At 46.8% G+C, this 23,868-nt stretch carries 20 protein-coding genes; 1 reads left to right on the top strand and 19 read right to left on the bottom strand.

Translation table 11 applies throughout. The features are described from left to right. Positions 1-321 precede the first annotated feature (321 nt). Positions 322-1,530, bottom strand: coding sequence for a TolC family protein (locus tag C7R91_RS07220; protein WP_047069782.1), 1,209 nt, complete (start codon positions 1,528-1,530; stop codon positions 322-324). 272 nt (positions 1,531-1,802) lie between these two features. On the opposite strand from C7R91_RS07220, the gene C7R91_RS07225 reads away from it, so the two are divergent. Then, positions 1,803-2,462: a YigZ family protein gene (locus C7R91_RS07225; RefSeq protein WP_047069783.1), complete on the top strand. Its 660-nt coding sequence runs from the start codon at positions 1,803-1,805 to the stop codon at positions 2,460-2,462. Positions 2,463-2,538: 76 nt separating this feature from the next. Here C7R91_RS07225 and C7R91_RS07230 read toward each other — a convergent pair whose 3' ends face one another. The 18 genes from C7R91_RS07230 to nuoL form a co-directional block, all read right to left on the bottom strand. Beyond that, positions 2,539-7,041 (bottom strand): S-layer homology domain-containing protein, encoded by a 4,503-nt coding sequence (locus C7R91_RS07230; protein ID WP_047069784.1) that lies wholly within the window; start codon positions 7,039-7,041, stop codon positions 2,539-2,541. A 175-nt stretch (positions 7,042-7,216) separates the two neighbouring features. Further along, positions 7,217-8,317, bottom strand: a complete 1,101-nt coding sequence (locus C7R91_RS07235; RefSeq protein ID WP_047069785.1) for a glycosyltransferase family 4 protein — start codon at positions 8,315-8,317, stop codon at positions 7,217-7,219. Positions 8,318-8,344: 27 nt separating this feature from the next. Then, the gene (locus tag C7R91_RS07240) at positions 8,345-9,082 is read right to left on the bottom strand and encodes a WecB/TagA/CpsF family glycosyltransferase (RefSeq protein ID WP_047069786.1); all 738 of its coding nucleotides are present in this window, start codon (positions 9,080-9,082) and stop codon (positions 8,345-8,347) included. A 267-nt stretch (positions 9,083-9,349) separates the two neighbouring features. Continuing rightward, complete coding sequence (gene fabZ / locus C7R91_RS07245) at positions 9,350-9,808, bottom strand: 3-hydroxyacyl-ACP dehydratase FabZ (protein ID WP_047069787.1); 459 nt, start codon at positions 9,806-9,808, stop codon at positions 9,350-9,352. A gap of 175 nt (positions 9,809-9,983) precedes the next feature. Continuing rightward, a complete protein-coding gene (locus tag C7R91_RS07250) occupies positions 9,984-10,505 on the bottom strand; it encodes a CDP-alcohol phosphatidyltransferase family protein (RefSeq protein WP_047069788.1) in 522 nt (173 codons plus the stop codon). A 130-nt stretch (positions 10,506-10,635) separates the two neighbouring features. Next, positions 10,636-10,890, bottom strand: a complete 255-nt coding sequence (locus C7R91_RS07255; RefSeq protein WP_047069789.1) for a DNA-directed RNA polymerase subunit beta — start codon at positions 10,888-10,890, stop codon at positions 10,636-10,638. A 35-nt stretch (positions 10,891-10,925) separates the two neighbouring features. Next, a complete protein-coding gene (locus tag C7R91_RS07260) occupies positions 10,926-11,759 on the bottom strand; it encodes a flagellar hook-basal body protein (protein ID WP_047069790.1) in 834 nt (277 codons plus the stop codon). A 15-nt stretch (positions 11,760-11,774) separates the two neighbouring features. Continuing rightward, complete coding sequence (locus C7R91_RS07265; RefSeq protein ID WP_047069791.1) at positions 11,775-12,764, bottom strand: flagellar hook-basal body protein; 990 nt, start codon at positions 12,762-12,764, stop codon at positions 11,775-11,777. A gap of 7 nt (positions 12,765-12,771) precedes the next feature. Further along, positions 12,772-13,788 carry a rod shape-determining protein gene (locus C7R91_RS07270; protein ID WP_047069792.1) on the bottom strand — a complete coding sequence of 339 codons (1,017 nt, stop codon included), beginning with the start codon at positions 13,786-13,788 and terminating at the stop codon, positions 12,772-12,774. A gap of 81 nt (positions 13,789-13,869) precedes the next feature. Further along, positions 13,870-14,154, bottom strand: a complete 285-nt coding sequence (spoIIID, locus tag C7R91_RS07275) for a sporulation transcriptional regulator SpoIIID (RefSeq protein WP_003388385.1) — start codon at positions 14,152-14,154, stop codon at positions 13,870-13,872. Between the two features lie 180 nt (positions 14,155-14,334). Further along, positions 14,335-15,069 carry a M23 family metallopeptidase gene (locus C7R91_RS07280; RefSeq protein ID WP_047069793.1) on the bottom strand — a complete coding sequence of 245 codons (735 nt, stop codon included), beginning with the start codon at positions 15,067-15,069 and terminating at the stop codon, positions 14,335-14,337. 87 nt (positions 15,070-15,156) lie between these two features. Beyond that, the gene (spoIID, locus tag C7R91_RS07285; RefSeq protein WP_047069794.1) at positions 15,157-16,173 is read right to left on the bottom strand and encodes a stage II sporulation protein D; all 1,017 of its coding nucleotides are present in this window, start codon (positions 16,171-16,173) and stop codon (positions 15,157-15,159) included. 174 nt (positions 16,174-16,347) lie between these two features. Next, a complete protein-coding gene (gene murA, locus C7R91_RS07290; RefSeq protein ID WP_016740202.1) occupies positions 16,348-17,673 on the bottom strand; it encodes a UDP-N-acetylglucosamine 1-carboxyvinyltransferase in 1,326 nt (441 codons plus the stop codon). Positions 17,674-17,691: 18 nt separating this feature from the next. Continuing rightward, positions 17,692-18,435: a YwmB family TATA-box binding protein gene (locus C7R91_RS07295; protein WP_047069795.1), complete on the bottom strand. Its 744-nt coding sequence runs from the start codon at positions 18,433-18,435 to the stop codon at positions 17,692-17,694. A gap of 97 nt (positions 18,436-18,532) precedes the next feature. Further along, on the bottom strand, positions 18,533-18,763 hold the full coding sequence (locus C7R91_RS07300; protein ID WP_047069796.1) for a DUF1146 family protein: 231 nt from the start codon (positions 18,761-18,763) through the stop codon (positions 18,533-18,535). A 104-nt stretch (positions 18,764-18,867) separates the two neighbouring features. Continuing rightward, positions 18,868-20,400 (bottom strand): NADH-quinone oxidoreductase subunit NuoN, encoded by a 1,533-nt coding sequence (gene nuoN / locus C7R91_RS07305; protein WP_047069797.1) that lies wholly within the window; start codon positions 20,398-20,400, stop codon positions 18,868-18,870. Positions 20,401-20,403: 3 nt separating this feature from the next. Further along, complete coding sequence (locus C7R91_RS07310) at positions 20,404-21,936, bottom strand: complex I subunit 4 family protein (protein ID WP_047069798.1); 1,533 nt, start codon at positions 21,934-21,936, stop codon at positions 20,404-20,406. Further along, positions 21,929-23,842 carry an NADH-quinone oxidoreductase subunit L gene (gene nuoL / locus C7R91_RS07315; RefSeq protein ID WP_047069799.1) on the bottom strand — a complete coding sequence of 638 codons (1,914 nt, stop codon included), beginning with the start codon at positions 23,840-23,842 and terminating at the stop codon, positions 21,929-21,931. Before nuoL ends, C7R91_RS07310 begins: the two co-directional genes overlap by 8 nt. Between the last annotated feature and the right edge of the window lie 26 nt (positions 23,843-23,868).

The raw sequence follows: 23,868 nt of genomic DNA on the forward strand, positions 1-23,868 counted from the left end.
TTGTGTTAAAAATCTCTAGTATATTCAGTATTGTGTAAAATGCAACAATCACTAGTGTAACACAACTGCTAGAATTCGTGAATCTTTTTTACACAATTCCCCGTTTTTCGTGTGACATCCTATTAAACGCCTGAGCGAATCAAAAGTTGCGGCGCCTTCGAAAAAAATTTAAAGTTTTTTTCGTGGTTCGTTATTCACCTGTCTATTATGTACGAAGTGACATCCGCCACAATCCGTATTATAGAGGACATATGGCGGGCTGTCACGACTGAACCTTTTTCCAATTTGGTTCAAAACCTCATAAATCTTGCTTGAATTAGGTTAATTTCCTAACGCATTTTCAAAGTTTACGACAGCCAGGTTGTAAGACAGAACAGCTTTTTGGTATTCGTTCTCACGAGTAGACAGTGCTTCTTCCGATTGGATAACTTCCAAAGTCGTCGCGAGTCCATTTTCAAAACGCAAATTTTTCAAGCGATAGCTCTCAGCTGCGGAATCTTTTGCTGCTTTTTGGAAGTCAATCGCCTCGCGAGCTGCGTTTAGGTTGAGGTATGCCTGAGCAACATCTTTTGAAACGGTACGTTTTGCCTCATCAATGGCAAGCTTCGATTTCTCGACGTTGTTGCGAGCTTGTTGACCAGAAAGAGTTGACGCCGCTGTATACTCAGCGATCAGCTTTACATTCAATTCTGCCAGCTTGAGCTCTTCTTCTGCTTTGGTAATTTCCAAACGTTTAGAGAGGGCCTGCTTCTCGGCATCTTCCATGGTGATCGAGATTGGAGCCATTTTCTTATTGGCAGAGACAATTTTCCATTCTTTTTGCAGATCAACGCCAAGGAAATCGTTCAAATTCATCATGGCAATTTCCAAGTTGTTTTCCGCAGTCGTCAACTGAGCTTTTGCACCAGCTACGCCCATTTCTGCTTCGAGGACGTCAGTCTTCGCGTTCGTTCCCACATCAAATGCAGCCTTGGCTACTTTCAGTTGTGCTTCTGCACGAGCCAAGCTTTGTTTTTTCAGGTTCACGTCATCTTGAGCAAAAATCAGTTTGTAATAGGCATCTTGTGCGCCTAACTTGATTTTTCCTTCTGTAGACTTAACAGCGAGAGCATTCAGCTTCTTGGTCATTTCACTTTGGGCGCTTCTTACATACTTTGCTTGCGCTGCGTCCAAGGATTCCAGCATGTCTGCTGTCATTTGTGCCGTGCTTCTGTAAGTAATTGAGTTGTTAATATCCGCATTTTTCGCATCCAGAATAGCATTTTGCAATGTAACGTTGGTTTTCAAAGCTTGTTCAATCGCTTTATCCAGCGTCAACTCTTCTGTTGCGGCAGTATCAGGTGTTGTCGTATTATCTTTGCCTGCCTCAGCTGCTACTTTATCGGTAGATGCTTGTACAGTCGTAGGTGCCTTTGCTTGATCGGAGCCTGTATTCGCAGATGCTGTCAAGGTTCCTGCGCCAAGTGCTGTTGTTAATAACGCCGCCAAACTGATAGACATCCATTTCTTTTTCGAATATGGAAAATTCACTGAATTCCACTCCTTTATTTTATATTGAGCATAAAATTATTAACCACATTAAATATGTGGTTTGTCCCAAGATCACTATATCACAGAGTTATACTTCTCACACGCAAAATTATGCCATACCAGCATTTTCATAAGGGAATCATAAGTAACTCCTCCCTTTCCTCTTTTATTCCACAAGCACCACATAGAGTACTACGATTATGTGTCAAAAACATTTCAATGTTCGCCAACATTTCTTTGGCATGCTATCCTTTTCTTGAGGTGATTGTACGATGCTTACCCAATACAAAACCATTGCTGGCTACGGTGAGGATTCTATCGTCATTGAGCGCTCCCGTTTTATCGGATATGCCCAGCGGGTAACCACTGAGGAAGAAGCGACAGCATTTATCGCGATGATTAAAAAGAAGCACTGGGACGCTACCCATAATTGTTCTGCTTTTGTCATCGGCGAAAACGACCAGATTCAACGTTCGAGTGATGATGGGGAGCCTAGCGGTACGGCAGGCAAGCCGATCCTGGAATGCATCAAGAAAAATGGCGTGAAGGATACGGTCGTGGTGGTCACTCGGTATTTCGGCGGAATCAAGCTTGGGGCTGGTGGACTCGTTCGGGCTTATACAGCTGGAACCGTCACTGCATTGAAGGCTGCAAAGATCGTGGTGCACACGCTGCATCAGACGATCTCTGTCAGCGTGGACTATACGTGGTGGGGCAAGGTGGAGAACGAGCTGCGTCTAGGCGAACATCGCGTGAGTGGTACGGATTTTACAGACAAGGTTACCGCTCATGTGCTGATCCCTGAGGGGGAACAGGATGAGTTTGTTGCACGGATGGTTGATTTGACGAATGGACAAGCTCAGATCGTGCTCGGGGAAAAGGAATATGTGGAGGTTCCTGTAGACGCGGTTGGCGATGTGGAAGAAGAGTAATTTCTCAATGAAAAAAGCTGAAGAGGCGATGACCTCTTCAGCTTTTCTTCTATTATATATAGCGAAATATCTCGGCTTACTGCTTAGGCAGTTTTTTGAGTTGGACCATGACACGGATAGTGATGACAGCCATCTCAGCACGAGTCAGGTTGTTTGTTGGTTTGAAGCTGTAGGTTGACTTTTTCTCACCTGGATTATTTATTTCGCCGTTCATCAGCTTCGCCTTGCTGACAGCAAGTACGGATGGAGCTGCATAGTAGCTAACGTCTTTGGCATCTGAGAACATTTTGTTCAAAGCCAGCTTGGAAGCATCGAGTGTGCCCAATTTGAGATTAAGCGCACGGGCGATCATAATTGAAGCTTCTTCGCGAGTAAGATTTTCATCTGGACGGAAATACCCTGGTTGTTTTCCACGAATAATCCCAGCGCGAGCAGCCGTCTCAATGTATTTGTACTGATAATCCCACGAATCGCGATTCGGACGAACATCGGTAAAGGTCGGTTCTAACGGATCACGCTCGTTGCTATCCCGATATGGCCCAGCGTTAATTGGCAGATCCATCGCTTTGACCAGCATCGTTGCAAATTCGCCGCGAGTCATGTCACGGTTAGCACCAAAGCTGCTTCCACTGTATGCTGGCATGATTCCTTTGGCGTACAGCGTCTCAATTGCATCACGAGCGAAATCATGTCCGATGACATCATCGTATGTTTCTCTCGTTTTCATGACCATGTAATAACCAAAACCAGCAAACGGCACCGTAATAGTCTTTTTGCTTGTACTCACTACGCCACCAATGTTTTTCCATTCATCCCCATTGTGATAGTAAACGGTCAGGATGTTATTCGCTGCGTTTACAATGGATGGATCGTATTTGATGGTAAGTGTACCACGAAGGCTAGGAACTAGATTGTCTTGCCAACGGCTCTTGAAGTCTTCTGCATCGCCTTCATCGAAGTATGGATCACGACCACCCGGAGCTTCTGTATCACCTGCATCTACATAGTACAGAGGACTTGCATAGTTAAAGTTCGCTTCCAGAACCAGTCGTTCTTCCAGATTATCCTCGTCGATGTTTATTTGTCCTGTTGTCCGGTCTGCCATACCGAAGTATAGAGGTACATCGACAAAAATATCACCGTTAGGATTCTTCACTTCTTGACCAGCACGGCTGTCATCTGGTGACAGCAATACGGTACCTTTCGGGAACTTCAACTCAAACTGCTTATCAAATACGCTGAAAGTAGTTTTCTTCCCTAATACATCACGATATTCTGCACCATTTACAGTCGAACTTGCATTGTAAATCTTGATTTCGTCTTTATAGGTGCTATCGCCTACCACAACAGAGAATTTAATTGTGTTTAGACCTTTTTTAAGTGCAACTGTAGATGTAAAGACATAGTAAGTCTCAGGGATTGTTTTCCCTTGATCGTCATCGTAATAGAAGTCAGGGTTGCTTGTATTGGTTACTTTTGCCTCCGTTTTGCCGAACAATACTTTGTCTGCATTTTCCGCAAACACTTTCACAACCGCACTGTTGCTATTTACGATGATGTATGGGTCAGTTTCTTTTGCTTTCACTGGGGCCAAAACTTCCCAGCTGGAATACTTCTGATCGATGTTGATGTCATAGCGAATGACAGTACCATTGTCATCTTCGGCTACGATGGTGTAGACCGTTGTGCCACCTTTCTTCAGCGTCAGTGGGAAGAGCGCCAGTTTCTGCTCCTGTTCTTTAGCATCAGTCACAGCATCTTGCACTTCTTCAACAAGATCTCCGTATTTCTTTGTGGTCATCTTTCCTTCAAATCGGGAACGAGATTGTGAATCAATGTTGTGCTCATCGAACAAGTCTTCCAAATCATTATTCAACGATGCTTCCAGGCGTGCTTTTACGTATTCCTGGTTTGTCGTATCTTGTTCCCAATCTCCACTCTTGTAGCGGAAATCATTGATACGCTTCCCGTTCTTTTCAATGTAGACATGTGTTGCATCATTTACTGTAAAGCTCAAGTTGGTCAGGAAGTTGGCACCTGTCTTATAAGATGCATCTCCAGCTTTCTTGGTCAGTTCCTCATTTTCACCATTGGAGATGATCTCCAGCTTCACATCCTCGACAGATGGCGTCTTGGATGAGTTGTAGGAAACGTTATAGGTGAATACTGTTTTTGGATCGTCTTTCAAGGTAATTTTCAGGACGTTGCTGCCTTTTTTGTATTTCAGCACATCCTTCGCAATAAGGAACGTACCCTTGTCTGTGTTAATATCAGATATTGTGATGGCCGCGCCGTTCAACGTTGCCTCAATGTTATTTGACTTCAAAACATAGTTGTACACTTTCCCGTCGAGATTGCGGATGTCATTCTCACTCTTTACTTGATACCCATCTTCAAAGCTGCGCACCTGTCCGGTAGCATCTACATAGGTGACTTGGGCAAATGGGGTAATGCGAATATCCAGAGTGTAAGTAGCAGATAATGAGCCCGCTGCACTAGTATATCCAATCACCAATTTTCCTTGACCTTGAGGCAGCTTTTTCAGAGTAAGCGTAAAATCATCTGTCCCAGCCGTAATTACATAGTCTGTTCCTGAAGTTAATACTTGCCCGTTATAAGCAATCGTTGCAGTAGTTGGATTTGGTATATTTTTCGTAACTGCTTTCAATTCCAACGGTGAAGTAACAATGATATTCGAAGCCGTTGGAGACAATACTTGTGCATTTGCCAAATTAATCACTTGTGAAATGCTCGGCTTAGAGCTATCCAAGTATTTGAATTCGTATTCGTAGTTCGCGACGTTAATAAAGCCTGATGGAGAAGTTACTGTATTATCCGATGCCTTTGTCAGATATTGATAGCTCAAAGATACTTTGTACGTTTTTCCATCTTGGAAGACTCCAGCAGGTACCGCCAGAGAAACCGCATATTCGGTAAAACCACTTTGCGGATTACCGATCGGCGTAAAGGTTACTCCATTTCCACTCTTGTATTCAGTCTTACTTCCACCTTCTGAAATCGTGACCTTGAATTCCTGGAACTGTTGAGTACCAGCAATATCTACAAATTTCAAAAGTGCCGCACCATTCAAAGTCATCGCAGGAGAATACGTTGAACCAGTTACCGTAGATAGCTGGTTAGGCTGCAGCGCTACTCCACCCAATGTTACTTTGTAATACTGATCAGAGCTTCCCGATGATGTAGTGGTGACCAACAGCTTGCGGACAAATGTCCCCACTTCTTTATTTTGGTTAAACACTCTGATTTCCAGGGTATTTTCACCAAGCTGCGAAGGTACACTCAACCCAAAAGATCCAGTGCGGTTCACTTGCGTTTTGACCACATCACCTGTGCGCAGGTTTTTCACTTCAACGGTATCCGCATTGAGCGCTTTTCCATCCATATTCAAATTCAGACGATTGATCGAAGGAACCGTGATATAGGTCGGACTCGTATTGACATTCGGATCGTTCAGTGGTGTATCATTTACTTTCAAGTCACTGACAAGTGGTGTGTTGTTGTATTGAACATAGAACTGGTAGTGCTCTTTGGTTACATTCCCCACTTTTTCGTAGAAAGCGATCTGGTTCAGACCTGGCTTCAAACCAATATTGCTAAATGTAAAGGTGCTACCATTAATCGCTGGCGCAGTATTGGCCAAGTCTTGAACGGAAGTGCCGTTGTTCGTGATCAGCTTCAGTCGCAAGCTACTTCCTGTTACTCCACTGCCATACGTACCAACTAAGGTTATCGTAGAGTCTCCATAAACTACTGGAGTATAAGCTGTCGTTCCTCCAGAGAAGTTGGTAATGGAGATTGGGCTGTTCTGCGAGTTGTACTCGTAATAGATAATGTCACGTTCTCCTGTATTTGGCGCAAATATTTGAACTGCATTTAGACCAGGAGACAAATCAATATCTGGCAGGGTACCTCCAGGACCCGTTACAGTACGAACAGTCACACCATTTACTTGGACTTCAACAGCTTGTGTTTTATCTACTGCCGTTGTGACACTATAAGTGTACCCCAGATTAGAAACTGTTCTGTTGGTTACCTTTTTTGGGTCACTTTGATGCTCACCTTGTCCGGTGTTATTAAATGTTAGCTTTCCTAACCCAGGAGCAGCAGGGTTTGGCGTATACTGAAAGAAAATCTCTGCTGTATCATTTGTTGGTTCAACCGTTACTTTTGGCCTCACCGTTACTTTTGTCACTGCTCCACTGCTGTTCAATTGAAAATCTGGTAGTTTAATTTTGTCGTTTACGAATAGTTGATTGTTCGGAAGCGCGACATTATCAATCAGTACGTCCACGCCTTGACCATTTTTAGAGCTATCCTTGTAAGTAAGTTCGACTCCATGTACCAGTTTGGTTATGGTCTTGATCGGCGTGCCATAAGTTGTACCATCGCCTTTAGGTGCCACAACATAGTCAGCTGGTGTCTGGATACCTGCTCCAGTATTCCAGTTGGAACCAAATGCCGCAAAAGCAGGAACGGCAGGCAATACACCTGTAACAATCAGCATCATCGTCAGGCACATTGCCAGCCAACGACGGAATTGTTGATAGGACTTATTCATTTTTTCACCTCTCTGTGTTATTATGAATCGCTTTTTGTCCCGCAATAGGAATGATCGGGCATAATCCTTCTCCCTTTATTTATCGGACAATTCCCTTTTATACTTAAGTGTTTCCCCCTAAATTTTGGCGAAAAAAAGCCCTAGCACCAAAAGGATGCTAGGGTTCTTTGTATTTCTAATTCGTCCGCCGTTGTTGCTCGGTCTGTTTAATTTTGATGCGTCTGTAAGCATTAATCAGTGGGCGGTGACGGCGGCTTACGAGTCCAACGATCTCCGTTCCGAGATGAATGGCAATCAGCAGCGCGACCATGACGATAATCGTAGTCCACTTCGTCGTTTTCGTCAGCAGGATCGCCATCGTCCCGAAGAAAATGCTGATCGAGTAAATCGTGAGTACAGTCGAGCGGTGCGACAGACCCATGTTTAGCAAGCAGTGATGCAAATGCCCTTTGTCTGGGCTCGAGATCGGCTTTTTGTTCACGATCCTGCGTACGATGGCGAAGAACGTATCCCAGAGCGGTACACCCAGCACGACGATTGGAATGATAAAGGAAACGAACAACGCTTCTTTAAAGCCCATGATCGACAAGGCAGCCAGGTTGAAGCCCAAGAAAAGCGAACCGGTGTCGCCCATGAACAGACGAGCCGGATGGAAGTTAAAGTAGAGAAAGCCCAAAATCGCTCCGAGGAGCACGAAACAGTAGGTCGCTACCTTGTAATCATCCATCAACAAGGCCATGACGCCCATTGTCCCTGCAGCAATCGCAGACACACCTGCCGACAGGCCGTCGAGACCGTCAATCAGGTTCACCGCATTGGTTACCCCGACAATCCAAAACATCGTGATCGGAATCGCCAGCCAGAAGAGCCAGCCACTGCTGAAATCAATGCTTCCGCTATACGGCAGATTCACGACGCCGATCTGCAAGCCAAAAGGAATGACGACAATCGCTGTTGCGACTAGCTGCCCGAGCAGCTTCCATTTTGGCGAGAGCTGGTATTTGTCATCGAGCATGCCGACAACCATAACGATCGTGCTTCCGATGAAAATTCCCAGCATTTCCGATATGCTTGTATACGGGACAAATAGAAAGAACGCAACCAAATAACCGATATAAATAGCCAAGCCACCCATACGTGGCATGATTCGCGTGTGTACCTTGCGCTGGTTCGGGGCATCCACTGCTCCTACTTTTACAGCCAGGTTTTTTACATACGGTGTTGCAATAAACGATATGATCAGCGAAGTCAGAAATCCGAGGATTAGTGTAGACATCGACTGTTCTCCTCTCTACGGATGCATCTAGGAACGGCTACTCCATTTTTCTTTCAGTACGGTTAGAACAAACCGAGGAATAGCCAGTTGACGCTTCCAGCGGGAAGGCTCAGAAGCAAGTCGATAAAACCATTCCAAATGCAGTTTTTGCCAAATCTCGGGAGCGCGCTTTACTTTCCCGGAAATGACGTCAAAGCTACCGCCTACCCCCATCATCAGGGAGGCATTTAACTGATCGCGATACTTCGCCATCCATTCATCTTGTCTGGGCGCACCCAGCGCGACGAACAGGAGCTGCGGTTTCGCTTCGGCAATTTCTTGTACAATTTGAGTTTCTTCCTCTGGGCAAAAATAGCCATCCCGGCATCCGACGATTCGGGCGTTCGGGTAACGAGCACTCAGTTTGTCTTTTGCCAAATGAATGACATCTGGCTTGGCGCCGAGTAAATACACGCCCCACTGATGTTGATCGGCTTTCGCCATGAGCGCTTCCAGAAGCTCCACACCGGTAACGCGCTCATAAATCGGCTGATTCGTCCATTTAGCAGCGTACACGATTCCAATTCCATCTGGAACGACATAGGCTTGTTCTACAATAGAACGGAAAGCGCGATTCTCTCTCGCTACCATGACGATTTCCGGATTGGCAGTCACCACGTGGGTCTTTTGACCGCTTTGTATGCGCTCTGTTATATGATCGACAGTCTCACGAAAACCGCGAGTCGTAAATGGCACATCTAATATGGTTGCGACCTGTTTGGTCATTTCTTCACCTTCAAGTGCTTCTTAGTAAATGAATGTATTAAAAAGTCGTCTTTTCAGCACCGAGAAAATGGCGAGAACCTGAAGAAGGAGGAGCGGAGTGTAGGGAACCTACATGAGCACCGGACTTCGATGGTGAACGTCAGTTTCGATGTCGAATGAGCTTTCATAACTTACTTCGTGATCAAAAGACGACTTTTAAACTACCTTTTCATGCATGGAGCTGCCCATTAGCCATTCTACCCGAAAAGAAAGGCACATTCAAGATGATCATGAATGTGCCTTATTTCCTGCCGTCAGGGCAAACATCAATCCGCCCTCTGCTACTACTTTCCCATTTACCAGTGCTCTGCCATGCCCTTTGCCGACGGTTCCACGTACACGAGTAAGCTCAACCTCTAGCACCAGCGTGTCTCCCGGCTTCACCTGATCTTTGAAACGGAATTCATCAATGCCTGCAAACAGTCCGATTTTTCCTTGATGTTCCTCCATGCTGAGCATCGCTACTGCACCAACCTGTGCCAATGCTTCCACAATAAGGACGCCAGGCATGACTGGATAACCAGGAAAATGGCCTTGGAAAAACGGTTCGTTTATCGTGACATTTTTAATTCCAACCGCTCTTTTTCCTAGCTCCAGCTCTTCAATTTTGTCTACCAGCAAAAACGGGTAACGGTGTGGGATGATTTCCTGAATTTGCATAATATCCAAAGGCGCTTTGATTTCCATTATGTATCGCTCCATTTCCATACTTAACTAGACTTGTCTATGCATGAATACCCTTTAACTGACGAAACAATATACATAACTCCCGCCCCAGTAAAACGGACAAGCGGGGTTAAGATAAAAGGGGCACTTCCTCCCATAAAAGCGGGAAGTGCTCTTTTTCAACGTGCAGGAACCCTTACACGCGGTTCAATAGTCGAGCCTTTGCCAGATAAATCGCACTCGCAATAAATGAGAACGCTATAACCGACCAAAGTATCGCTTCACTGTACTCATAACGGTACATAACGAGCGGAATGACCAGATACAAAAGAACAGTTGTCAGCTTGCCATAGGCATTTGCCGGGACCGTTTTTTTGCCACGGAAATGATAAATAGCTCCTGTTACTATCATTGCCAGATCGCGCACAAAGAAAAACAAGGCGGCCCATACACTGATTCGATCCGTCAAAAATAATGAGGCGATGACCGCCAGCATCATTAATTTATCTGCCAGAGGATCTAACATCATTCCGATGGTGGTCACAAGCTTATGCTTCCGCGCGATGTACCCGTCCGCAATATCGGTCACTCCCGCCAAAATCAAAATGCCTAAAGCGATTTCAACATGATACGGAAACTCCGAAAAAAAGACATACAGGTACAAAGGGATGAGCACGATGCGAAAGATCGTAAGCAAATTAGGAAGATTCACGGACATCCCTCCGTATTCAAATCGTCACTTCCTTTTTCAACCACTCGACCTATTATACTCTGTGGACAAACACCACAACAAGTCCTCGAAAAAATAGGAGCCCCAACCATAGGTTCGGGCTTGTCCAGCTTGGTTTTTACGTATCTTCAAACATTAAATCCCACATATGTTTGTAGGTTCCCGGATCGAATACATCAGACATTGGCTTCTTGCCAACCCCACCGTATCCAATCATCAGACCAATGACCAGTGAGAAAAACAGCAGGAGTGGGACCAGCACCATCTTGGCAACTCTCAGCCGCCAATTTTTGCCGCTCCGTTCCCGCTCTCTTGCTTTTGACTTAACCTCTTCGGTCTGACGCGGGAAACGTTTGCCCTTCCCTTGTTCCATGCTCCTCTCCTCCGTCATGTTGAAATGATATGGGTTTATCTGCTTCTCAGTTGGTTCGCAATGCCCATCATTTGATCACTGATGCCGATTGCACGTGAGTTCAATTGATACGCACGCTGAATGTTCACCAGTTGGGACATTTCCTCTGTCATGCTGACGTTGGATGATTCGAGAGCACCTTGGCGCAATGTTACACCATTATCATAGGCACTGGTATATTTACTTTGCGGTCCTGCCCGGAAAGCCAATTCGGCATCAAACAGATTCTCACCGACTTCCTTTAGCTGATCAGGGTTCTCTACATTCCATACACCAATTTTTACAGGTGCCGGCATTCCATCCGCACTGAAAGTACCATCAGGAGAAATCGAGATGTTTTTTACTGGCTCCGGGAATACGATATTCGTACCATCTTCGTCTGTCAAAATATGACCAGAAGCGGTGTGCAATACGTATCCATTATCATCAGCATCAAAACTGAGCTTAAAAGAACCATTACGCGTAAAGCGACTTTCTTCATCCACGGTGATGTTATTCGCATCTTTGATTTTACGAGTGACCAAAAAATAGCCATCTCCTTCAATCAAAACATCTGTCGGCACATCTGTCTGCTTGAGACTGCCTTGACCGAGATCCAGCTTGGTCATGCCAAGATGCGCTCCACTACCGATTCTTATCCCCACTGGTGTATTACGATTTTGGTTGTCCGCTGCCGGCTGCTCATTCATTGAGTCTGTGAGAAGCTCGGAAAACGATGCGACCCTGCGCTTGTACCCAATCGTATCAATGTTCGACAGGTTGTTGGCTGTATTGTCCAACGCTTGCTGAATACCGCGCATAGCTGATGTGGAAATATTAAGCGACTGCATCCTTCCTACCTCCTATTATCCATTAACCCGACCAATTTCATTAGCGGCCTTGTCCAGCGTACCGTCAATCGTGGTGATCACCCGTTGGTTCGCTTCATAGGCGCGAAGAACACTCATCATACTCGTCATGGTTTGAGCTGGGTCTACATTTGATCGTTCACGCCAGCCCTGTTGTGTACCGAAACGTCCTACGACCATAGGGGTGTTGTACGTACCAGCTGCTATAGCAGCCTGATCGTTGGCTTCCGCCAAATCAATCCCTTCTACCGCTATGTCGCCTTCAAATCGGAAAACATTCGTTCCTTCACGTACAAGCTTTAGCGGATCGGTTACCACTGCAAGTCCCAATCGAGCATGCGTAGGAAGCGCCGTATACTGTTCTGTATTTGTGGTTGGATCAATGGTAACTTGCATCAATTCGCCACGCTCGGAAATTTTCAGGTTTTGACCGACATTGGTACCGAGTGCGGGATCATGGTTGATTCGAATCGCCTGATTAGAGCTATCCAGCACATAATATCCTTCCGCTGTCACCAGGTACCCGTCCGAATTCACGCTCCAGTTCCCATTTCTCGTATAGCGGATATCCTCTTGCTGTACTGGCTGTGCCAAATTTGCTTGTTCAATCCGTGCCACACTGTAAAACAACCGCCGCTCATTGCCATCCTGATCTGGTTGAATATTGTCCATCAACGCAAGATCATACGGATTGCGTGTCTCTTCAATATCCCCCTGCGCAAAATTCGGTAGCGCCTCTGACATGTAAACCCCTGTGTGCAAACGCCCGATAATGGCAGGCTGTCCAGGCATAGTAGGGACGCCCGGAACATCCAGTCCTTCCTGATCATTCATGCGGGAGAGCAATTGCTCCGGAAACGCACGCATGACACCCACGTCCTGTTTGAACCCGGGTGTATTGATATTTGCTAAATTGTTCGCCAGCGATTCTTGCCTGTTCTGCAAAGCCAGCATGCCAGATGCAGACGTATACAAGCCTCTGATCACTTAAATCTTACCCCCTGAATAATCGCTTATTCGAGTGAGCCGGCATCTTGTCCAAATAGTCCAGCATCATTCCTGTTCCTTTTGCAACACACATCATTGGCTCGTCCGCAACCAGCACAGGAACCTTCAGCTCCTCTGCCAGAATCTCGTCAATACCGTGCAATAATGCGCCGCCACCGGTCAGGAAAACACCCTTATCAATTATATCGGCAGAAAGCTCCGGAGGTGTTCGTTCTAAAACAGATTTTGAGGCTTGTACAATCGCACTCACCGACTCAGCCAGGGCTTCTTGGACTTCATTGGAGCGAATGGTAATCGTTTGCGGCAAGCCGCTTACCATGTCTCGACCACGAATGTCCATTTCGTCCTGGCGTCCGCCGGATACGGTTCCAATCTGAACCTTGATATCTTCAGCCGTACGCTCTCCAATCAGCAATTTGTATTTATTTTTTATGTAACGCATAATAGCCACATCGAATGTATCGCCTGCTACTTTAATGGAGGAAGACGTGACAATATCGCCCATCGACAATACCGCTACATCGGTCGTTCCCCCACCGATATCCACTACCATATTACCGGACGGCTGAAAAATGTCCATACCTGCCCCAACTGCGGCAACTTTCGGTTCTTCTTCGATAAATACTTCTCTTGCCCCACCGCTCCGCTCAGCTGCTTCGCGAATGGCCTTTTGCTCAACAGAGGTAATGTTGGTCGGGCAGCAAATCAAAATTCGCGGACGGGCAAACATGCTCTTCCCACCAATTTTGTTTAAGAAGTGCTTCAGCATGGCCTCTGTGATTTCAAAATCCGCGATAACCCCTTCTCGCAAAGGTCGGATCGCTACGATATTTCCCGGGGTGCGGCCTACCATGCGATAGGCTTCATTTCCTACGGCCAAAACTTTTCTGGTTTTACTATCTATTGCCACGACAGATGGTTCGTCTAGGACAATTCCCTTGCCTTTTACAAAAACCAAGACATTGGCCGTGCCCAAGTCGATTCCGATATCTTTGCCAAACATGAAAGGTCCTCCCTGATTACCAGTTACATTTCTACCTAATATCATAGGCTCTTCTACGTGAGAGGACAAGGAAATTCTTTCTTACACACTCTCCTCCTGTTCTACTCGTACTTTTTTACTACGTCGTTTGTACTTGATTTTAGTCGCTTCGCCTCCCCGAAGATGTCTGATGGCTTTGTGATATTCCAAAATTTCCTTAACCTGGTTCGCCAACTCTGGATTTATCTCAGGCAGCCGCTCAGTCAAGTCCTTGTGCACAGTACTTTTCGAAACACCGAACTCTTTGGCGATCATCCGAACCGTATTTCTTGTCTCTACAATATATCGGCCGATTTTGATGGTCCGCTCTTTGATGTAGTCGTGCACATTACTCGCCTCCTTGTATCTACATTGTCTGATACAATATATGGGTGCGTAGGGACACATATTCTACGTTTCCAAGCCTGACAAGCCAGCACGGCCGCATCTTTTTTCAACAGTTTGTACTACACGCAAAAAAACACCCGCAATTGTTGTATTTTGCAGGTGTTTTTCAAAATTCATTGGTTATTGATTTTTTACTTCTGTATCAGCCTGAATCAAGTATTGCTCTGGATTGACAGGCTTGTTATCGATGCGAACTTCAAAGTGAAGATGTGCGCCAGCGTCTTTTTCAAAGGTGTTGCGTCCAGCAGATCCGATTACTTGACCTTGTGTCACTTCATCGCCTGGTTTGACTGTTACGCTTTCCAGACTTTGATATACCGTAATCATTTTGTCTGCGTGCTCAATCTCAATCTCGTTGCCGACAAGTGGATCGTTCACCACTTTTACTACTTTTCCAGCAAGAGCTGCGATGACATCAAAGCCCTTGCCATCCGTGGATACGAGGTCAATACCTGTGTGCGGGTAGAAGGAGTTGTCGAAGCTCACCAACGCTTTTTGCTGATTTTCCTTGGAGGCTTTCTCATCGTAGTAATTCATGCCCACATTGTACTGTACGCCTTTTCCTACTGGCCAAGCCAGTGGTTGTACGCCACTTGTAGCAGGTACCGCTTCTTCGTTTTGCGGTGTAGTCGTCTCAGGTGCTGTAGGAGTTGTCACTGCCACGCCATCTGTGCCATTCGTCATTTTGGATACCGTGTCCATGACATTGCCCTGATACCACATCACAAAAGCGAGAATGATTGCTGCGGTGCCGATGTAGATTGCAGGAAACGCCCATTTCTTGCCCAAAACTTTTTTCCAAGAACTTGCCTTCTTGAATGGAATCGGTTGATTTTGATTTTTTTGATCTTCCATTTTATTCATCACCTCATCCCTCAGTATCGCCAGAATTTTGGCGTATAAACCTGAGAGAGTAGGGAAAAGTAAAAATTTGCTCTGCTTTTAAGCTGGGATCACTCTTTTATACTCTTGCAGACTAATTCCTTGATAGAAGTGCTTGACGATTTGCTCCGCACTTTTGCCGCTTTTGGCCATTCCATTCGCTCCCCACTGGCTCATCCCGACACCATGACCGTACCCTTTGGTCGTAATGAAAACCTGATTGCCACGCAAATCCAACGTAAAGGAAGAAGAATTCAAATTGAGCTTTTCACGAAACTCTCTTCCTGTAAACTCCTTGCCGCCAATGCTGATGGTCCCTACGCGATTTCCGGTTGTACGCGATTCGATCCGATACCAGGAACCATTGGTAGAAGCCTCCTGCGTGAGCTTGACGCCCAAATTCTTTTCTAGCTCCACCGTAGACATGACGACCGTTTCCTCATAGCGGGGAGATTGAATATCCCAAGGACTCGCAACACTCTTCAAATAAGGAATGGGCTTTTCCCAATATTCATCCGAGTTTTCTGTAAAACCATTACTGGTGGAAAAAAACGTCGCGTCAATGGGCTCGTTCTGGTAGGTCAGGATAATTCCCGCCGTCGCCATAACTGCTTGCTGGATGCGTTTATTTTTCCATTCGTACTGGTCTCCCCAACGCTCACGCCGTTGCTTTTCATCCATATACACTTGATGCTGCACCGTATCCAAGACCTGACCGCCTGATGGCACATCATCAAACTTGCCCTCTTTTAATCGGCGCACAATATAGGTCCTGGCCGCCAACGCCTGTGCTTTTAAAGCCTCCAGCTCGAACTCGGCTGGCATTTCCGCCGCTACGACTCCGGTAATATACGTTTCTAACGGCAATGTTTCCACGGCCTTTTTTTCTGTTCGGTATACCTTTACCGGCAGAGAGGAAGCGGATTCCTTCATCGCCGGTATGGCAGGCTCCGAGACGGCCACAGTAGGCTGACTGACAGGGCCTATTGCGGGTGAAAACCAAAATACCAGAGCAGCAGGCATCAGGACGAGCAAGATCGGCAAAGCGATAAACCACATGAGTAGATAGCGTTTCATGCAAGAGATCCTCCCCGTTACGTACTAGACACGAAAAGTCTTAAAATAACCTACTAAAGTCTATGTTCTGCAACAGAGCGGTAGAACGAGAGAATGAGAGAGTCGAGAGAACGAAAAAAAGACCCCCTGCATAAGCAGAGAATCTTTCGTTTTGCCATATGGTTGACGCATTTATCAAGCAAAATTAGGAGAGAAGCTTACTTTGATGGTTTCGGAAACTGCTTTTTCACGAGCCTTTTCTTCTGGAACCACGCGTTCTACATCTGCTCCCAAAGCCAGCAGCTTTTCCGTAAAGTTCACGTAGCCACGGTCAATATGGTGCAGGGCAGAAACCTCAGTCTCTCCCTCCGATACGAGCCCAGCCAGTACAAGTGCTGCACCCGCACGCAAGTCAGTTGCTGCTACCTTGCTGCCTGTCAGCTTGGAACCGCCTTCGACGATGGCACTGCGGCCTTCGATCTTGATGTTCGCATTCATGCGGCGGAACTCTTCCACGTGCATAAAGCGGTTCTCAAATACCGTTTCGGTCACTATGCTCGTTCCTTCTGAAACAAGCAAAAGCGCCATCATTTGCGACTGCATATCTGTCGGGAAGCCAGGGTATGGCAGCGTTTTGAGGTCAACTGCTTTCAGTGGGCCTGTGCGGCGTACACGAATGCCGTTTTCTTGCTCCTCAATGTCCACACCCATTTCACGAAGCTTGGCGGTCACGGATTTGAGATGATCGCAAATCGCACCTTCCACAAAGACATCTCCGCCAGTAATCGCTGCAGCCACCATGAAAGTTCCTGCTTCAATGCGGTCAGGAATGACACAATGTGTGCAGCCCTTCATCTTTTCCACGCCTTCGATACGGATCGAACCTGTACCCGCTCCGCGGATTTTTGCTCCCATTCTGTTCAGGAAGTTCGCCAAATCAACGATCTCCGGCTCTTCTGCCGCATTTTCGATCAATGTGGTTCCCTCTGCCAAAGCAGCGGCCATCATAATATTTTCTGTTGCACCGACGCTAGCAATATCCAGGTAGATTTTCGCACCCTTCAATCGTCCTTCTACCGTCGCTTCAATAAACCCTTGTCCGATTTCGATTTTGGCTCCCATAGCCTCAAACCCTTTTAGGTGCTGGTCAATCGGGCGTGTACCAATGGCACATCCACCCGGAAGAGCGACACGAGCTTGTCCTTTTCTGGCTAAAAGCGGCCCCATCACGAGGAAAGATGCGCGCATTTTGCGGACCAGTTCATAGGACGCTTCTACACTCGTAAGCTTGGAAGCATCGATCGTCAGCACTTCATGATCATATGTAAGGGAGATTCCCATCGATTTCAAAAGGTCGCATATCGTCCGGACATCGTCGAGGCCTGGTACGTCTGAGATGACGCAAGTCCCTTCTTCTGCCAAGATAGATGCTGCAATAATAGGGAGTACGGCATTTTTGGCGCCAGATACTTTTACATTTCCAGCCAATGCCTTACCACCACGGACAATAATTTTATCCAATGTGTACCCCTCCGCGTGCTAATATTCCACAGTGATGATTGGTGTACCTACCGTAATCCATGTTCCAGAATGGCTGTCACGATGTGTAGCCACCTGTAGATTCATCTTTTGACCGTTTAACGCGATGAATGATTCCCACATAGGGGTATACCCTGAAATGCTGACAACCGTCTCATCTTGCAAACGTTCTAATTCTGTTGCCTGGAGAGTACCAAAAATCGACAATATTTTACCCTCCTGTTGGTCAACACCCATCTTAACATTGTACAATCCGCGAATACAAGTGCTAATTTGCGGAATAAAGTCGGCGCTTTGCAGGGCATTCGTGAAGGTTTCCTGTACTTGTCCAATATATAGTAGCGAATCACGGTTTCCAGATAACTGAAGTACTAGATATACAGAAAATGCTCCATTTTTAGGCACTCCTGTCACCTCGTAGCTCAGATCCACGCCGTTTTGTGTGTATGTAGTCCTATATGCGAGTATGTTGTGTTTACGCGATTGTTCGCTTGGGGAAAACGGAATCTCAAGTTGTTGTGCCCATTTCGTCGCCAACTCTTTTACTTGTTCGGAACGCAGGCCTTCTCCCATCGCCGTACGCATACGTACCTGAACGGATACACCCGTTGCGCCCGTTTTTTCTAGTACTTTCATCATTTCTGTCACAACCGGCTTTTCTTCCTTTGCTTGTGCAGGCATCCAATACACGGCCCCCATCACGAGCAATAGAGCCAGCACACACCAACCAGACCATTTCCCCATTGATATCCTCTCCCTATGCTTACATGTATCTCTTTGTACTTCTCATTTTGTACATGTAACTGGGTGGATATACCAGCCAATCGTCGTCTTTGGGTATTTAGTTGAACAAATTCCCGAATGTCAGGGACCAGCCCAAATAATCAAGGAAAAAGCGGGACAGTTCATATCCAATCACAATGGAAAGAAAAATTTGCAACAGCTTCGCCTGAGCACCATTTGGTTTTTTCAAAATCTTATCAAAGCGAAAGGATTGCAACGCCCACCAAGCGAGCCCAATAAACGCAATCGATAAAATGATGCTCAACAAGCCGTATACTTCTTGCGACATGCTAGTTACCTCCTCATTGCCCTTTCGAGAATCATAGAAAAAGGGACGGCCCGATCACGAGCCATCCCTTCTATTGTACCTGAAGTGCTATTCAGTTACGAGTATCACTGAGAGCTGGGAGAGAGCATGTTCCCAAAATCAAAGGACGGATTGAAATGAATCTGGATATAGTCGGTGACCAGCCCCGGGAAAGCACCGAAGAGTACGGTAGCGATTGCCATGATGAGAATAAACGTCCAAATGCCTTTTGGCACAACCATAGGTGCTTCGGTTGTCCCAGGACGCATGTACATCTGACGAATAATCCCGAAGTAGTAGTAGTAGGAAATGACGCTGGTGATGATCATAATTGCCGCCAGCCAGTAGTTTTCTACCACTAATGTACCCATGAACAGATAGAACTTCCCGAAGAAGCCAACCGTAATCGGGATACCTGCCAAGGACAAGAGGAAGATGCTCATCGCAATGGCCATCACTGGTGAGCGATGATACAATCCGGCGAATCCTTTCAAATCCTCTGTCTCTTGCTCACGAGATACAACCATAATCACAGCGAAAGCACCAAAGCTGACCAGCAAGTAACCGAACAGATAGAAAATCACTTCGCCGAAAAAGAGAGAGGTCGGCGGTACAAACGGCACGAGCAAATAGCCCGCTTGCGCAATACCTGAGTAAGCCATCATACGCTTGACGTTTGTCTGCCTGAGAGCCATCGTGTTCCCAATAATCATCGAGGCGGCTGCCATCAGCCCCAGATAGAGGCTTCCCTCTTCGAAAAAGAATCGTCCTGATCCCGTTCCATCGGAAACGTTGAAAAACGAGATCATCATTACTCGAAAGATCAGCGCGAACCCTGCTGCTTTTGACACAACTGCCAGGAAAGCAGTGACCGGGGTAGGAGCACCCTGATAGACATCTGGCGCCCACATGTGGTTAGGCGCTGCCGATATTTTAAAGGCAAGACCTACTGCAAGAAACGCAAACGCCGTATAGACGAGGAACTGATAGCCCGCCATTCCCGCTTCTGCCAATCGGAACGAGATTTCATATATATGTGTAGTTCCCGTAAGTCCGTACACGTACGACATCCCAAACAGGAGCACAGCCGTGGCAATACTGCCCGAAACGACGTACTTGAACGCCGACTCGTTGGAAAGCTGCGATTTTTTTCGCAATCCGACCAGTACATAGGACGAGAGAGATAATAGCTCCAGTCCCACAAACAAGGTAATCAAGTCAGCCGACGAAGCCATTACCATAGCCCCGAGCAATCCGGTCAGCAACAAGTAATAATACTCGCCTCTGTGCTGGATTTCCCCTGATTTCAGATAGGACAGCGAGATGAGAATGGCAAAAGCAGTCCCTGCCAGGAAAATCAGCTTGAACGCATTGCCGTAATCATCGATCCGGATCATGTCGATCATGTAGCTGTATGGCTTATCGAGAGCATTCATATTGATGATCACAAAGATCGCCGCTATGACCGTTCCCAGGAAGGCTAGCCAACCGATGACCTGCTTGCCGAGGCGCTTGCCTGCAAAAAGATCCAGCAGTGATAAAAAGGTAGCAAAGCCAAGAATGATAAACTCGGGCAGAAGGTAGCTCCAGTCATATGAGAAAATATCTTTAACCTCCATGGATTACCCTCCTATTCCCGTTACGATAGGTACGATCGTCTTCAGCGCCTGCTGCATCGGATTCCCCAGAACTGCCGGATAAACCCCAATGAGAATAATGCATCCCAATAAGACTACCATCGGAATGACTTCCATCGGCTGTGCATCAGCAAGTCCTGTACATCTTCCTGGAGTAGGGCCAAAAGTCGTTTTCAAGATTGCTCTGAGTAAATAAACCGCCGTGAGGACAATCCCGATCGCTCCCACTGCTGCCATGACTGGCAAACGACCAAACAGACCGAGGAAGGCGAAGAACTCACTAATGAATCCGGACATGCCCGGAAGTCCGAGTGAAGCCATCCCGCCTGCCAACAACACGCCGCTGACAAACGGCATGGATTTGGCTAAACCGCCCAAATCGTCGAGCAGCGATGTCTGTGTCCGATCCCAAATGACACCTATCAAGAAGAAGAGCAGTGCTGAGATAAAGCCGTGTGATACCACTTGGAACATCGCTCCCTGAAACCCGATCGTGTTCATCGAAGCGAAGCCGAGCAAGACGATACCCATATGGCTGATACTGGAGTAAGCCAGCACCATTTTTAAATCCTTTTGTACGAAGGCCAGTACAGCTCCATACAAAATGTTGATGATCCCCAAAACTGCCATCCACGTAGAGAAATCATAGGCCTGCTCTGGGAAGAAGCCGATTCCCATCCGCAAAAGACCGTATGCCCCCATCTTCAGCAAAATACCGGAGTGAATCATGACGATAGAAGGTGGAGCCTGTACGTGAACGCGCAGCATCCACGTGTGGAACGGAAATACTGGCAGTTTGATCGCAAAAGCGATAAACAGCGCTAGGAAGATGCCAAAACGCATTTCGGGCGTAAGGATTTCGGTTATCGGATGCCCTGGTGTCGTCAGGATCGCCGTGATTTCATCCATATTGAGCGTCCGCATGATGACAAAGATCACGATAAAAGCCAGCAGCATGATCCCTGAACCGATTCCGTTATACAAAAGGAATTTGTTCGCTGCTTGTTCGCGCTCTCCATATCCCCAAATTCCGATGAGGAAGTACATCGGTACGAGTGTCAGCTCAAAGAAAATGAAGAACAGAAACAGATTGTCTGCGGCAAAGACTCCCAACATGCCGATCAACAGCAGGTGAAACAGGATAAAATACTCCTTCTGCCTCTTCTTGATCTGCCACGAAGCAATTGCTGCGAGGGTACCAATAATCGCCGTCAGCAAAATCAATGGCATCGAAATACCATCTACACCGAGTTCGTAGTTGATCTCAAAAGCAAAAACAGTGCCTGCCTGGGCCATTCCAATCGGAATCGAAATCCAATTGTGTTTTTCTACGAACTGCAGATTGGCTGTCTCGTAATCAAACATGCCGAACATCCAGCCTGCCAAGATAAGTGCCGGCAACGTTCCAAAAATCCCGACTTGCTTGATCACACCTGCATGTCGACCAGGGATAAAAGACATGACGAGAATCGCCAACAGCGGAGAGAACACCAGTGATGACAAAAGGATATTACCCAAAGAGTCCACCTCCCTTAGCCGTCAAACTGATGGCGATGATCAATAGTAACAGACCAAATATGACCATTGCCCCATAGGACTGAATCTGCCCGCTTTGTACTCTTGCGTGCAATGATCCGATTCCTTGGGTGATTTTTGCTGTCAATCCAACCAAACCATCCACAATATACTTATCAAATACATCCAGGACAAATCCAAGCCAGCCTAATGGACGAACAATAACGTTGTGATAAAGCTCATCGATGTAGTACTTCTTGTATGAGAGCTGATAGAGCCACGGCATTGTCTCTGGAATCGTGTCCGAGGAGATTGATTTCTTGCCGTACATCAGGTAAGCCAGCACGACTCCAAGAATGGAGATCAACAGTGCCACAATCTGCAACCAAGCTGCCGCGTGCTCACTGCCTTCCCCAAACAAGCTCGTGATTGCCGTCCCTGTGTTCGTTGACAATAACCAATCAGAGAGTAATGGCGCGTACGGCGTATTCACAAAGCCCGCGACAACCGCAAGCAATGCCAAGACCAAGAGAGGACCTGTCATGACTCTTGGAGATTCGTGCGCTTCGTGCTTGCCACGTGCCTTCCCTGCGAATGTCAGGAAGAACAGACGGAACATATAGAATGCAGTAAAGAATGCTGCCAAGAGGGCGATGAACAGCAAATCGTAGCGATGCGCTCCGTAAACAGCCCCCAGAATCGCTTCTTTCGACCAGAAACCAGCGAACGGAAAGATCCCCGCAATCGCCAAGCAACCAATCAAGAAAGTCAAAGCGGTGATCGGCATCTTTTTCCACAAGCCACCCATTTCGAATACATTCTGTGTATGTACGGCATGGATGACACTACCTGCTCCAAGGAAGAGCAGTGCTTTGAAGAAGGCGTGCGTCATCAAATGGAAGGAGCCTGCTACATAACCAGCTGCACCAGCTACACCCAATGCCAGCATCATGTACCCGAGCTGACTGACTGTGGAATAAGCCAAGACACGCTTGATATCCCGTTGGGTCAGGCCGATCGAAGCTGCAAATATGGCGGTGAATCCTCCTACATACGCCACAACTGTCAAAGCCGTATCAGATGCGATAAACAGCGGATAGGTAGCAGCGACCAGATAAACACCAGCCGCGACCATCGTTGCCGCGTGAATTAATGCAGACACAGGCGTTGGACCTTCCATGGCATCAGGCAACCACGTATGAAGCGGAAATTGACCTGATTTTCCCATGGCCCCAACGAAAATGAGGATCGCCGCGAGCGTAATCATCCATGGTTCCAGTCGTCCGAGCGCGATACTCTCAAAAATCGCTCCGTACTCAAAGCTTCCGGTCCACCAGAACAACAGACATATCCCGATGAACAGACCAAGGTCCCCGATGCGTGTAACGATAAAAGCCTTTTTGGCGGCTGCTTTTGCCTCTTTCTTAAAGTAGTAGTAGCCAACGAGCAGGAAAGAGCATACCCCGACCAGCTCCCAGAAAATATATACTTGCAACAAATTTGGCGAGATGACTAATCCCAGCATGGAGAACGTGAACAGCGCCAGGTATTGATAGAACACTGGAAAGCGTTCATCCCCATGCATGTATCCTTTGGAATAGATTTGGACCAACAAACTGACCAATGTCACAATGACGAGCATCATGGCATTCAGCGGATTCACTTCGAATCCCATGTTGATCACGATATCGCCAATATGCAGCCAATCTATCACAAAATTGTAATCGGTTCCCCCACCCTGGAATCTCTCCCAGAAGATGAGCACTGCGATTCCAAAAGAAACAGCCGTCAGGGTAATGCCCACTATGGCCGCTCCTTCTTTCAATTGGCGACCAAATGAGACGATCACGATGAAAGCAAGAAGCGGAAACAGAGGGATCAGCCAGGCATAGTGCATTAGAGTATCCATCTTTGTCCTCCTTTTCAGGTTTCCCT

The sequence above is a fragment of the Brevibacillus formosus genome, assembly GCF_003013405.1.
In the GTDB taxonomy this organism is placed as follows: Bacteria; Bacillota; Bacilli; order Brevibacillales; family Brevibacillaceae; genus Brevibacillus; species Brevibacillus formosus.